Annotated in this window: 9 protein-coding genes; 7 read left to right on the top strand and 2 right to left on the bottom strand. The window is 73.3% G+C overall.

From position 1 onward, the window contains the following. Positions 1 to 136: 136 nt before the first annotated feature. Entirely contained in the window at positions 137 to 3,958 is a 3,822-nt protein-coding gene (locus ACGFZS_RS36020; protein ID WP_393798607.1) for an FHA domain-containing protein, read from the bottom strand. 437 nt (positions 3,959 to 4,395) lie between these two features. Between ACGFZS_RS36020 and ACGFZS_RS36015 the strand changes: the two genes are divergently transcribed. From ACGFZS_RS36015 to ACGFZS_RS36000, 4 genes are all read left to right on the top strand, one after another. Then, on the top strand, positions 4,396 to 6,111 hold the full coding sequence (locus ACGFZS_RS36015) for a serine/threonine-protein kinase (RefSeq protein ID WP_393798606.1): 1,716 nt from the start codon (positions 4,396 to 4,398) through the stop codon (positions 6,109 to 6,111). Positions 6,112 to 6,222: 111 nt separating this feature from the next. Beyond that, positions 6,223 to 7,458, top strand: a complete 1,236-nt coding sequence (locus tag ACGFZS_RS36010) for a serine/threonine-protein kinase (protein WP_393798605.1) — start codon at positions 6,223 to 6,225, stop codon at positions 7,456 to 7,458. 106 nt (positions 7,459 to 7,564) lie between these two features. Further along, entirely contained in the window at positions 7,565 to 8,671 is a 1,107-nt protein-coding gene (prfB, locus tag ACGFZS_RS36005) for a peptide chain release factor 2 (protein ID WP_393798604.1), read from the top strand. A gap of 324 nt (positions 8,672 to 8,995) precedes the next feature. Further along, the gene (locus tag ACGFZS_RS36000) at positions 8,996 to 9,598 is read left to right on the top strand and encodes a hypothetical protein (RefSeq protein ID WP_393798603.1); all 603 of its coding nucleotides are present in this window, start codon (positions 8,996 to 8,998) and stop codon (positions 9,596 to 9,598) included. A gap of 92 nt (positions 9,599 to 9,690) precedes the next feature. Here the strand turns inward: ACGFZS_RS36000 and ACGFZS_RS35995 are convergent, their stop codons facing one another. After that, positions 9,691 to 9,885 (bottom strand): hypothetical protein, encoded by a 195-nt coding sequence (locus ACGFZS_RS35995; RefSeq protein WP_355717199.1) that lies wholly within the window; start codon positions 9,883 to 9,885, stop codon positions 9,691 to 9,693. A gap of 247 nt (positions 9,886 to 10,132) precedes the next feature. Here ACGFZS_RS35995 and ftsE point away from each other — a divergent pair, with 247 nt between their 5' ends. The 3 genes from ftsE to ACGFZS_RS35980 all read left to right on the top strand — a co-directional run bounded on the left by ftsE (position 10,133) and on the right by ACGFZS_RS35980 (position 13,000). Further along, positions 10,133 to 10,822: a cell division ATP-binding protein FtsE gene (gene ftsE, locus ACGFZS_RS35990; RefSeq protein WP_359220984.1), complete on the top strand. Its 690-nt coding sequence runs from the start codon at positions 10,133 to 10,135 to the stop codon at positions 10,820 to 10,822. A 22-nt stretch (positions 10,823 to 10,844) separates the two neighbouring features. Continuing rightward, positions 10,845 to 11,762, top strand: a complete 918-nt coding sequence (ftsX, locus tag ACGFZS_RS35985; protein ID WP_359220982.1) for a permease-like cell division protein FtsX — start codon at positions 10,845 to 10,847, stop codon at positions 11,760 to 11,762. 68 nt (positions 11,763 to 11,830) lie between these two features. Next, the gene (locus tag ACGFZS_RS35980; RefSeq protein ID WP_393798602.1) at positions 11,831 to 13,000 is read left to right on the top strand and encodes a S41 family peptidase; all 1,170 of its coding nucleotides are present in this window, start codon (positions 11,831 to 11,833) and stop codon (positions 12,998 to 13,000) included. The last annotated feature ends 40 nt before the right edge of the window (positions 13,001 to 13,040 follow it).

The raw sequence follows: 13,040 nt of genomic DNA, 5'->3' as shown, positions 1-13,040 counted from the left end.
TCCCCGTTCGTCGTTCCTCGTTGAACGTCAGAACTCTGTCCCGTGCGCTCCGGTCTACGCGGGGGCCGCCTGCGCGGCAAGGGTGCCTACGGGTGAGGGCGGGGGATCGTGATCGCGTTGTGATCAGTGACCCCGCTCACAAAAGCGAAGGAACCTCCGCCGCGGAAACCTCCTTCGCCGCCCGCTCCACCGCGCTCGCCAGCAGCGCCAGGTCGGTCGGTCCGTTGCCCAGCTCCCGGACCGGGCGGCGGGCCGGCGGGTCGCCCATGCGCTGCCAGTCGAGGGGCACGACGGTGGGGCGCTGGGTCGCCGTGCGGGGGATACGGCCGGTGACGCGGCCCGCCTGGAACGCGGTGGTGCGGCCGTCGGGGGTGGTCAGACGGCCGCGGCCGGGGGCCGGTTCGTCGGGTCCGGCGGCCGGTGGGTCCAGGGTGACCCGCAGGGTGGCCTGCCGCGCCGGTTCCGTCTCCGCCGTACGGCCGCCCGTGCCGGACGCCGCGATCAGGTGGACGCCCAGCCGGTCGCCCTCCTTCGCCACCGCCTCCAGCGCCCGCATCACGGAACCGGCGGCCGGGCGGCCCGGGGAACCGAGGGCGGGGGAGACCAGGGCGTCCAGGTCGTCGACCACGACCACCAGCCGGGGCAGCGGCGGCGGCGCCTCGGTGCGCTGCCGGGCGGCGGCACCGGCCGAGGGGCGCAGCCGGAGCGTCGAACTGGGCGGGGCTTCTATGTCCCCGGCGCCCGCGGCGGTGCCGCGCGTGCGCTGGGGGACGATACGGCCCGAGATCTCCCGGTGCCCGTGCCAGTCGGCGAAGTCGGAGCGGCCCAGCAGCTCGGCCCGCCGCTTCAGCTCGGCGCTCAGCGACTGCGCGAGCTCCCGCATCCGCACCGGGTCGTTGGCGGTGAGGTGGGTGGTGACATGCGGTATGTCCGTGCAGACCCGCAGGCCCTCGCCGTGCCCGGCGCTGGTGCCGACGCCGTCGCGGCCGTCGATCAGGACGATCCCGAGCCGGTCGGGGCGTTCGGCGGCGGCCAGCGAGGCGACCAGCGCCCGCAGCAGCTCCGTACGGCCGCTGCCGGACGGCCCCTCGATCAGCAGATGCGGTCCCTCGGTGACCAGGTCGGCGGTGAGCGGGCCGCGCGGACCGGCGCCGAGCACCGCGCGGGCCCGGCCGCCCAGCGACTCGGTGTCGTCGGCCGCGTCCGCCCAGCGGGCCATCAGCGAGGCCGGGGTGGCCCGGGCCAGCCCCAGCTCGTCCAGCAGCCGGGCGGACTGGGGGAGCGGGGCGGCCACGCGCGCGTGCCGGTCACCTGCCGGGCCGTCGGGGCGCAGCGGTGCCAGCGCCCTCGCGAACCGCTCCGCCCAGGCGGGGGAGACCGCGTCCACCGCGGCGAGGGTGCCGGGGCCGACGGGGCCGCCGGAGACCCGCATGAGGTGCAGTGCCGTCGCCACGTCCCCGCTGAGCAGGGCCACGGCCCCGCACTCCCGGAACGTCGGCGTCACCGCGCACGCCTCCTCGTAGGTCCGGTCGACCGGGGAGGTGGGCGAGGCGGGTGCCGTCTCCGCCAGACAGAGCACATGCACCCCGGCGCGCGGTCCGGCGACCGTCAGCCGCGCCACCGCGTCGCGCAGGGCCGAGCCGCCGGGATCGCCGTCCACGACGACGATCGTGTACGGCCCCGGGAAGCCGCCCGTGCCGTCCTCGGCGAGGGCGTCGCGGGCCCAGGACGGGCGGTGGGCGGTGTCGGCGGGCGGGGCGTCCGCCGCCGTACCGGACAGGTCGGGGCGGTCGGACGGGGTGGCCGGCCGACGGGGGGCGGACAGGTCCTCCACCCGCCGCAGCAGCTCCTCCACCCGGGCCGCCGCCTGTTCACGGTCGTAGGCCAGCAGCAGACGGCAGTCCTGGCCGTGGCCCGGACGGACGTGCGGGAGCCAGCCGAGCCAGGACCACTCGGCGGTGCGCTCCTCCAGGGGGCGGGCCCGGTCCGCGCTGATCAGGACGATCTCCAGCAGGTCGGGCGAGTGCAGCGCGGTGAGCTGGGCCAGCACCGCGCGGGTGAGGCCGGCGAGGCGGGTGCGCGGGCCCGCGAGGCCGAGCGCTCCGGCTTCGCGCAGGTCGGCGGTGACCGGTACGGCGGGCAGCAGTCCCGAGCCGTCGGGTGTCGGGCGGTCGGCCGTGCCGAGCCGGACCGTGAGCGCCTCGGGGTGGGCGGGGCCGCGCTCCCAGAGCCGGGGGCCGGGGCCGAGCACGGTCAGCAGGAGTGCGGCGGGGTCGGGCCAGGTGTCGGGCTGGGCGGCCGGGGTCTCGGGGGACGCGGCCGTGTCCTCGGCGGCCGTGGTCTCGCCGTCGGCGGCCGACGGGGGCTCGCCGCGACCGCCGGCCAGCCGCCGCGCCCAGGCCCCGAGGCTGCCGCGCCTGCGGGCGCCGGGCAGGGCGGGGGCGTCGGTGCCGCGGAGGGGGGTGCCTTTGCGCCGGCCGGAGTGGGCGGGGCCGTCGGCGGCCGCGTCGTCGGCCGGGTGTCCGGTGGCGGCGGCGCTGTCGGTCGGGTGTCCGGCCGAGGAGGCGCTGCCCGACCGGTGTCCGGCCGCCGGGGCGGAGGCCGTGGGTCCGGTGGACCCTGGGGCGCCCGTGGCACCGGTGGTCGTCGTGGAGCGGGGGCCCGGGCCGCCGAGGACTCCGGCGTGGCCGGCGTGGGTGTCGCCGTATCCGTGTGTGGGGCCGGAGCCGACGCGCGGGCCGGGCAGCCCGCCGTGGCTCCCGGCCGCCTCGCCGGCCGCCGACGACGCGTCCGCGCGCCCGGCCGCCGGGAATCCGTCCGAGTACCCGGCGCGCGACGACCCGACACCGCTCCCGGTCACAGGTCCGCCGCCGCGCCCGGCCTGCGGCACTGCGCCACCACGCCCGGCCTGCGGCACTGCGCCACCATGCCCGGCCTGCGGCACTGCGCCGCCGTGCCCGGCCTGCGGCACCGCGCCGCCGTGCCCGGCCTGCGGCACCCCGCCACCGTGCCCGGCCTGCGGCAGCCCGCCGCCGCGTCCGTCGGACGGCACCGCGCCACCGCGTCCGTCGGACGGCAGCCCGCCCCGGCTCTCGATGCGCGGCGCCTCGCCCTGCGCGGGCACGACCGTCGGCTCGGCGGGGCCGTATCCCTGGCCGCCGGCCGCTCCGCCCGCGGCACCCCAGCTCGCCGCCGCCGTGCCGTAGGCGTGATGGGTGCGGCCCGCTGGTGCCGTCGCGGCGGCGTCGGTGGCGGAGCCGTCACCGTCCAGTCCTTCGGCGCCCGTGAGCACCCGTACGCAGCCCTCGCCGTCGGGCGCCGTGCCCACCCGGACCCCCGGTCCCCCGGACGGGGTAAGCCGCAGGGCCGATTCCCCGATGCGCAGGAGCGCTCCCGCGGTGAGGCGGACCGGGCGGTCGGTGACGCGGGTGCCGTCCAGGGCGGTGCCGTTGGTGGAGTTCAGGTCGGCGACCGAGACCCGGCCGTCGGCGGCGACGGTGACCGCGCAGTGCAGCCGGGAGACGTCCGGGTCGTCGAGCGGGACGTCGGCGTCGGCGGAGCGGCCGATGGTGATCTGGCCGCCGTGCAGCAGATGGACACCGCCCGCGTCGGGACCGGCGATCACGTGCAGCTGGGTCGGGGCGTCGTCCAGCTCGGGATGCGGCTCGGGGGCGGCGGGCGCGCCCAGGGACAGCACGGCGCCGTCGACCAGCGGGGGCTCGCCCAGGATGCGGCGGCGGGCGTCCAGCCGCTCCACCCCGGCGTACAGCACGACCGGGGCGCCGCTCGGCTCACGGCCGCCCAGGCTGCCGTCCCCGGTGACGGCAGCGGCCAGCGCCGACGCCACCGCAGCCAGGTCCGTGCCCGCCGGGGCCGTCACCAGCACGTCGCGGCTCACGGCCCGGCCCCGCTGCGCGGCAGGGCCCAGCGGGTCTACGACGGTCAGCCGGATCTGCATCGCCGTCAGCGGTCCCTTCTGCGCGGGCGCGGACTTCCCCCCACCACCACTAGCGCGTCGGCCAGTTCTGCTGTCGCACGCATCCTCGCACCTGCCACTGACAACACGCCCACGACCCGATGGTAAGTGATCTTGATTGGTCAGCTCTGCCCCCAAAAGTGCCTGACCAATACCGCGCGGACGATCACTTGAGATCGGTCACGTCCGGCCTCGGCAACCACCGGAGCGAAGCGAGCGTCTTTCCATCGAACCATCGAACACGTGCGGGAACGTCTACGTATGGGGATACGTCCGGAACGCTTACCGGCCGCCTACGGAGCGGGGGAAAGCACAGCCGGACGACAGCCCGGTGCCGGGCGGCACGGCACTACAGTGGGTCGGACACGAGGTTGGACACAGGGTTCGGACAGACCAGCAAGCAGCAGGGAGCGGATGACGTGCGGCCGGTAGGCAGCAAGTACCTCCTGGAGGAGCCGCTAGGACGCGGCGCCACCGGTACCGTCTGGCGTGCCCGCCAGCGGGAGACCGCGGGCGCCGAGGCGGCCGTGCCCGGCCAGCCCGGTGAGACCGTCGCGATCAAGGTCCTCAAGGAAGAGCTCGCGAACGACCCCGACATCGTGATGCGCTTCCTGCGGGAGCGTTCCGTCCTGCTCCGGCTGACCCACCCGAACATCGTCCGGGTCCGCGACCTCGTCGTCGAGGGCGATCTCCTCGCCCTGGTCATGGACCTCGTCGACGGCCCCGACCTGCACCGCTACCTGCGGGAGAACGGCCCCTTCACCCCCGTCGCCGCCGCGCTGCTCACCGCCCAGGTCGCCGACGCGCTCGCCGCCAGCCACGCCGACGGCGTCGTGCACCGCGACCTGAAGCCCGCCAACGTGCTGCTCCAGCAGTACAACGGCCAGATGCACCCGATGCTGACCGACTTCGGCATCGCGCGCCTCGCCGACTCCCCGGGACTGACCCGCACCCACGAGTTCGTCGGCACGCCCGCGTACATCGCGCCGGAGTCCGCCGAGGGCCGTCCGCAGACCTCCGCCGTCGACATCTACGGCGCCGGCATCCTGCTGTACGAGCTGGTCACCGGCCGCCCGCCGTTCTCCGGCGGCAGCGCCCTGGAGGTCCTCCACCAGCACCTCAGCGCCGAACCCCGCCGCCCCTCGACCGTCCCCGACCCGCTGTGGACGGTCATAGAGCGCTGCCTGCGCAAGAACCCCGACGACCGGCCCAGCGCCGAGAACCTCGCGCGCGGCCTTCGGGTCGTCGCCGAAGGCGTCGGCGTGCACGCGAACTCCGCGCAGATCGCGGCGGCCGAGGGCGTCGGCGCGCTGCTCGCCCCCGACCCGGCGCCGGCCGCCGTGCCGGGCGCGGCCGATCCCACCCAGGTGCTGCCGAACACGGGCGTCGGCGCGGGGTCGTACGACCCGAACGCCGCGACCAGCGTGCTGCCGCACACCGGCGGCCCGATGGGCGCCGCCGACCCGACCGCCGTCCTGCCGAACACCGGTGCCGCCGACCCGACGGCCGTGCTGCCGCCGATGCCCCAGGGCCGGCCGGACGGCCAGCAGCAGCCGGAACAGCCGCACCCCTGGCAGACCCAGCTCCGCGCGGCCCGCGACCGCAACGAGCAGACGCAGGTCCAGTACCTCGACCCGAACGACGACCCGCTGCGCCGCCGCCCGCAGCGGCAGGTGGCCCGGCCGCAGCAGCAGCCGCAGCGCCAGGCCCCGCAGCAGCAGCCGGTACGCCGGCCGCAGCCGCGCGGGCAGGGCGGACCGGGCGGACAGGGCGGGTACGGGCAGCAGCCCGCCGGTTACGGCCAGCAGCAGCCCGGCGGATACGGCCACCAGCCGCAGCAGTACGCCCCGCCGCAGCAGCCGCAGCAGCGTTACGCGCCCCCGGCCGAACCGCAGCGCGCCCCGCGCGAGCCGCGGCAGCGCAGCGCCAACCCGATGAAGATCCCCGGCCTGGGCTGCCTCAAGGGCTGTCTGTTCATGGTCGTCGTCCTGTTCGTCGCGGGCTGGCTGATCTGGGACCTGACCCCGGTGCACACCTGGGTCGGACAGGGCCGCGGCTACTGGAACCAGCTGAGCGACTGGGCGGGCACGGTCAGCAGCTGGATCGGCGATCTGGGCAACGGCTCCGGCAACTGATCGCGAGTTTGGGGATTTGTCGACACCTGGCGGGTGATTTCCGCCTCCGTGGTGAAGGTTGGCTCTTCGGACGCGTACTTTTATCGGCAACACGCGTCGGTAGGAGCAGTCTTGGCACGGAAGATCGGCAGCCGGTACACCGCGAACCAGATCCTTGGGCGGGGCAGCGCCGGCACGGTGTGGCTGGGCGAGGGACCCGAGGGGCCCGTCGCCATCAAGCTGCTGCGCGAGGATCTCGCGTCCGACGAGGAGCTGGTGGGCCGCTTCGTACAGGAGCGCACGGCGCTGCTGGGCCTGGAGCACCCCCATGTCGTGTCCGTCCGTGACCTGGTCGTCGACGGCAACGACCTGGCCCTCGTCATGGACCTGGTCCGCGGCACGGACCTGCGCACCCGCCTGGAGCGGGAGCGGCGGCTCGCCCCCGAGGCGGCCGTCGCCATCGTCGCCGACGTCGCGGACGGGCTGGCGGCGGCGCACGCGGCGGGCGTGGTCCACCGGGACGTGAAGCCCGAGAACGTCCTCCTCGACATGCAGGGCCCGCTGGGCCCCGGCGGCTCCCACCCGGCGCTGCTGACCGACTTCGGCGTCGCGAAGCTGATCGACTCCCCGAAGCGCACCCGCGCGACGAAGATCATCGGCACGCCGGACTACCTGGCCCCCGAGATCGTCGAGGGCCTGCCGCCGCGCGCCTCGGTGGACATCTACGCCCTCGCGACCGTCCTGTACGAGCTCCTCGCGGGCTTCACCCCCTTCGGCGGCGGACACCCGGGCGCGGTCCTGCGCCGCCACGTCACCGAGACGGTCGTCCCCCTCCCCGGCATCCCCGAGGAGCTCTGGCAGCTGCTCGTGCAGTGCCTGGCGAAGGCGCCGGCCTCCCGGCTGCGGGCGTCCGAGCTGGCCGCGCGGCTGCGGGAGCAGCTGCCGACGCTGGCGGGGATGCCGCCGCTGGACGTCGACGAGCCGGAGACGGAGACGCCGGAAGAGGCCGAGGAGACGGCGGCCGCCGCACCGGCCGCGGACGAGCAGCGGGTACGACGCCGGGGGGCGGTCCCCCTGGTGCCGGGCGCGAAGCCGGACTCCAACCGGGACACGCACACGTCGATGCGGGTGCCCGGGGCGGACGAGCTGGCCGGCGGCGCCCGGGGCACCGCCCGTGCGCCGAGGGCCTCGGGGGCGCCGCGGCCGGGGTCGGCCCGGCACCGGGTCGCCGCGCGGCGACGCAAGGTGACGTTCGCGGTGGCGGGGGTGGTGGTCGCGGCGGTGGTCGGGGGCGGGGCCTGGCTGGCGTCGTCGTCCGGTTCCGACGACTCGCCTTCGCAGGAGACGCACAGCACGTCGACGCCGTGACAGGGGAGCCGCCACGGGGCTCCGCCCCGGTACCCCGAGGAGCAGGCGAAAGGGCGGGCGAGGCCCGTAGGCCATCCTCGGTTGGCGGAGCCGTTACGCTGGAGGCGTGGCAGTCGTCGATGTATCCGAAGAGCTCAAGTCCCTCTCCTCGACCATGGAGTCGATCGAGGCCGTTCTGGACCTCGACAAGCTGAGGGCAGACATCGCCGTGCTCGAGGAGCAGGCGGCCGCGCCGTCCCTGTGGGACAACCCGGACGAGGCGCAGAAGATCACCAGCAAGCTGAGCCACCTGCAGGCCGAGGTCAGGAAGGCCGAGGCGCTGCGCGGGCGGATCGACGATCTCGTCGTGCTCTTCGAGATGGCCGACGAGGAGGACGACCCGGACACCCGTGCCGAGGCCGAGTCCGAGCTCGCCACCGTCAAGAAGGCGCTGGACGAGATGGAGGTCCGCACCCTGCTCAGCGGGGAGTACGACTCCCGCGAGGCGCTCGTGAACATCCGCGCCGAGGCGGGCGGTGTCGACGCCGCCGACTTCGCCGAGAAGCTGCAGCGGATGTACCTGCGGTGGGCGGAGCAGAAGGGCTACAAGACCGAGCTCATCGAGACGTCGTACGCGGAAGAGGCCGGCATCAAGTCGACCACCTTCGCCGTGCAGGTGCCGTACGCCTACGGAACCCTCTCGGTGGAGCAGGGCACGCACCGGCTGGTGCGGATCTCGCCCTACGACAACCAGGGCCGCCGCCAGACCTCCTTCGCCGGTGTCGAGGTGCTCCCCGTGGTCGAGCAGACCGACCACATCGAGATCGACGAGTCCGAGCTGCGCGTGGACGTGTACCGGTCGTCCGGCCCCGGCGGCCAGGGCGTGAACACCACGGACTCCGCGGTGCGCCTGACCCACATCCCCACCGGCATCGTCGTCTCCTGCCAGAACGAGCGGTCGCAGATCCAGAACAAGGCCACCGCGATGAACGTCCTCCAGGCCAAGCTCCTTGAGCGGCGCCGGCAGGAGGAGCAGGCCAAGATGGACGCCCTCAAGGGCGACGGCGGCAACTCCTGGGGCAACCAGATGCGTTCCTACGTCCTGCACCCGTACCAGATGGTCAAGGACCTGCGGACCGAGTACGAGGTGGGCAACCCCGAGGCCGTGTTCAACGGCGAGATCGACGGGTTCCTGGAGGCCGGAATTCGCTGGCGCAAGCAGCAGGAGAAGTAAATTTGTCGACTTGCCCATGGTGAGTCGGACGACTCCGAACTGCCGCCCCCGTGGCGGCAGTTCTCTTTTTTCCCGTGCCGTGTACGGCAGTTGTCTGGGTTTTACATCACACTCACACGCTTCAACTCCGCGCATTGGGTGCGCAACTGGACATCGCGTACGCAACGGCCTTGACGTTGCTTTGAAAAATGGGAAGGGTGAAGCGTGGCATGCGTATCTCTGGGGCGCATGTGAACCGGGGGCCCTCCGCATTCGCAGCTGTCTCCGTCGAGCACGGCCCCAGCGCCGCCAACCTGACATTCAGCTACTGGGGGTAGCAACCAGATGACCAAGAAGACGCGGATCCGGGTCGCGCGGATAGCCGCCGGCGTCGTGATCGCCGCCGGTGCTTCGCTGACGGCCGCGGGTGCGGCCTCCGCCCTCTCCATCGGCGTCGAGGCCGACGAGAGCGGCCTCACCGCGACCGTCAGCACCGCCGATGACCCGACGGACGACCCGACCGAGATCCCGACGACCTCGGCCGAGCCGACCGAGACGGCGACCGGCGAGCCGACTCAGGAGCCCTCGGAGTCGAGCGAGCCGAGCGACGAGCCCACCCAGCCGACCGATGAGCCCACCGAGCCCACGGACGAGCCCACCAGCGACACCCCGACCGACGGCAGCACCAGCGGCAGCGGCACCACCGGTGGCAACAACAACACCGGCACCGACGGCAACTCCGGCACCTCGGCGCAGGAGGAGGGCTCCTCCTCCCTCACCGACACCGGCTCGAACACCGAGGCCCAGGGCGGCGGCGACCAGCTCGCCGAGACCGGTGCCGCGCAGACGACCTTCCTGATCGTCGGCGCCGCCACCATGATCGCCGGTGGCATCGGCTTCCGCATCCTGCCGCGCCTCATGAGCGGCCGCGGCGGCGCTGCCGCCTGACGGTAGCCGCCCGCCCACGGAGCGTGTGCGCAGCATGGAAGAAGGGCCCGGAGCTTTCGCTCCGGGCCCTTCTTCTCGCTCTTGCGTGCTTCCTACGCCGTCTGGTGCGCCGCCAGCAGCGCCACCGCGGCGATCAGCACCGCCAGCAGCGCGATCAGCGCCATCGGGTTCAGGCCGCCCAGGAAGTTCTCCTGCTGAAGGCGCTCGCGGTTGGCCCGGCACACAGGGCACCGGCCCTCGTTCACAGGCGCCGCGCAGTTCGCGCACACCAACCGGTCGTACGTCATGCGCTCGCCCTCCTTGCACCGGCCACTACCGAGACAACGCTCTGCGGAACGAGAACGTTCCCCTCCCACTGTGCCAGGTTCCCCCGGAAAGAGCGCGGCCGTCCACCGACCTCGCCCCGGCACTCCGCGGGCGCAACCTCGGAACAAAAGCGCACAAGCCTCACCCAACCGTGACCGGCGCCTGCGCTTCCTCACCGGACTCGCGTATGGTCACGCTCATCTACCCCCGGCGACCCGTGGTGCATCCGTGATCCGATTCGACAATGTCTCCAAGGTCTACCCCAAGCAGACCCACCCCGCACTCAGGGATGTCTCCCTGGAAGTGGAGAAGGGTGAGTTCGTCTTCCTCGTGGGGTCCTCCGGCTCCGGCAAGTCCACCTTCCTGCGGCTGGTCCTCCGCGAGGAGCGGTGCAGCCACGGCCAGGTGCACGTCCTCGGCAAGGACCTCGCCCGTCTCTCCAACTGGAAGGTGCCGCAGATGCGCCGCCAGCTCGGGACGGTCTTCCAGGACTTCCGCCTGCTGCCCAACAAGACGGTCGCCGAGAACGTGGCCTTCGCGCAGGAGGTCATCGGCAAGTCGAAGGGCGAGATCCGCAAGTCCGTGCCCCAGGTGCTCGACCTCGTCGGGCTCGGCGGCAAGGAGGACCGCAGGCCCGGCGAGCTCTCCGGCGGTGAGCAGCAGCGCGTGGCCATCGCGCGCGCCTTCGTGAACCGGCCCAAGCTGCTGATCGCGGACGAGCCCACCGGCAACCTCGACCCGCAGACCTCGGTCGGCATCATGAAGCTGCTGGACCGCATCAACCGGACCGGCACCACCGTGATCATGGCCACCCACGACCAGAACATCGTCGACCAGATGCGCAAGCGCGTCATCGAGCTGGAGAAGGGCCGACTCGTCCGCGACCAGGCCCGCGGCGTCTACGGCTACCAGCACTGACGGAAAGGCATAACCCGACGCCATGCGTGCCTCGTTCGTAATGTCGGAGATCGGAGTCGGTCTCCGCCGCAATCTGACGATGACCTTCGCGGTCGTCGTCTCGGTCGCGCTGTCCCTGGCGCTCTTCGGCGGCTCGCTCCTCATGAGCGACCAGGTCAACACCATGAAGGGCTACTGGTACGACAAGGTCAACGTCTCGATCTTCCTCTGCAACAAGAGCGACGCCGAGTCGGACCCCAACTGCGCCAAGGGCGCGGTGACCGACGACCAGAAGAAGCAGATCCAGGCCGACCTCGGCAAGATGTCGGTGGTCGAGAAGGTCACGTACGAGTCCCAGGACGAGGCGTACAAGCACTACAAGGAGCAGTTCGGCGACTCGCCGCTCGCCGACTCCCTCACGCCGGACCAGATGCAGGAGTCGTACCGGATCAAGCTCAAGGACCCGGAGAAGTACCAGGTCGTGGCGACCGCCTTCGACGGCCGGGACGGCGTCCAGTCCGTCCAGGACCAGAAGGGCATCCTCGACAACCTCTTCGGCCTGCTCAACGGCATGAACTGGGCGGCCCGCATGGTCATGGCGCTCATGCTGGTGGTCGCGCTGATGCTGATCGTCAACACCGTGCGCGTCTCCGCGTTCAGCCGTAGGCGCGAGACCGGCATCATGCGCCTGGTCGGCGCCTCCGGTTTCTACATCCAGGCCCCGTTCATCGCGGAGGCCGCCGTCGCCGGCCTGATCGGCGGCACGGTCGCCTGCGGATTCCTGGTGGTCGCCCGCTACTTCATCATCGACCACGGCCTGGACCTGTCCCACAAGCTGAATCTGATCAACTTCATCGGCTGGGACGCGGTGCTGACCAAGCTCCCGCTCATCCTCGCAACGAGCCTGCTGATGCCCGCGCTTGCGGCGTTCTTCGCGCTGCGCAAGTACCTGAAGGTGTGACGCATGCCAAGAGGGCCGTACGGGCAACCGCCCGTACGGCCCTCTTGCCTTGTCCTAGACTCACCGGCATGTCAGGCCGAGAGCTGTTCTGTCAGCCCCGCCGGGTTCGCCGGGGGGCGGCTCTGACGTTGGTGTTCGCAGGGCTGTTGGTGACCGGCGCGGCCACCGGGGCGTTTCCCGACCCCGGGCAGTCCGACCGGAAGACGCCCACCGGAGCCGCGCGTTCGGCCGACGGGCACGAGGACGTCGCCAAGGCCGCGGCCGACGCCATGGCCGACGGCAAGTCCCCCATGGAGGCCGCCGAACGGGCCGTGAGCCGCAGCGGGGACCGGTGGGCCGCGGTCTACTCCGAGGGCGAGTACCAGGAGTTCGAGGAAGCGCTCGACGGCCAGTACACGGGCGTGGGGCTGTGGGCCCGGCGGACGGCGGACGGGCGGATCGAGGTGACCAAGGTGCAGACCGGGTCGCCGGCGGCCGAGGCGGGGATCAGGAAGGGCGACCGGCTGCGCAGCGTCGACGGGGAGGACGTCGACGGGCGGCCCGTCACCGACGTCGTCTCGTTACTGCGCGGTGACGCCACCGACGCCCGCGCCGGTACGACCGTCACCCTCGGTCTCGAACGCGGCACGCGCGCGTGGAGCGAGACCCTGCGCCGGGCGCTGCTGTCCACCGACTCGGTGAGCGTGCGCAAGCTGGCCGCCGGTATCACCGTCATCAGGATCTCCGCCTTCACCCGGGGCTCCGGGGAACTCGTCCGCACCGCCGTACGGCAGGCGCCCGTCGACGCCGGCATCGTCCTCGACCTGCGCGGCAACTCCGGCGGCCTGGTCAGCGAGGCCGTCACCGCCGCCTCCGCCTTCCTCGACGGCGGCCTGGTCGCCACCTACGACGTCGACGGCGCCCAGCGCTCCCTGCACGCCGAGCCCGGCGGCGACACCGCGAGACCCCTGGTCGCGCTGGTCGACGGCGGCACGATGAGCGCGGCCGAGATGCTCACCGGCGCCCTCCAGGACCGCGGCCGCGCGGTCGTCCTCGGCTCCCGCACCTTCGGCAAGGGCTCCATCCAGATGCCGACCCGCCTCCCCGACGGCTCGGTCGCCGAGCTCACCGTCGGCCACTACCGCACCCCCTCGGGCCACACCGTCGACGGCCGGGGCATCACCCCCGATCTGGACGTGTCCTCCGGGGCGCTGGAGCGGGCGGAGACGGTCCTGAGCGGCCTGGGCGATCCGTCGTAGGGGCGGCCGCGGAACCCGCCGCTAATCCGCTTCCCCCGCA

This window comes from Streptomyces sp. NPDC048288 (assembly GCF_043201555.1).
In the GTDB taxonomy this organism is placed as follows: Bacteria; Actinomycetota; Actinomycetes; order Streptomycetales; family Streptomycetaceae; genus Streptomyces.
Note: the sequence above shows the minus strand (reverse complement) of the source record. Positions and strands in the feature narration are given on the sequence as shown.

Excerpts from the sequence above, each read along its gene's own strand:
- ACGFZS_RS36020 (WP_393798607.1), bottom strand. The coding sequence starts at position 3,958 with ATGCAGATCCGGCTGACCGTCGTAGACCCGCTGGGCCCTGCCGCGCAG.
- ACGFZS_RS36000 (WP_393798603.1), top strand. The coding sequence starts at position 8,996 with ATGACCAAGAAGACGCGGATCCGGGTCGCGCGGATAGCCGCCGGCGTC.
- ACGFZS_RS35995 (WP_355717199.1), bottom strand. The coding sequence starts at position 9,885 with ATGACGTACGACCGGTTGGTGTGCGCGAACTGCGCGGCGCCTGTGAAC.
- ftsX (WP_359220982.1), top strand. The coding sequence starts at position 10,845 with ATGCGTGCCTCGTTCGTAATGTCGGAGATCGGAGTCGGTCTCCGCCGC.
- ACGFZS_RS35980 (WP_393798602.1), top strand. The coding sequence starts at position 11,831 with ATGTCAGGCCGAGAGCTGTTCTGTCAGCCCCGCCGGGTTCGCCGGGGG.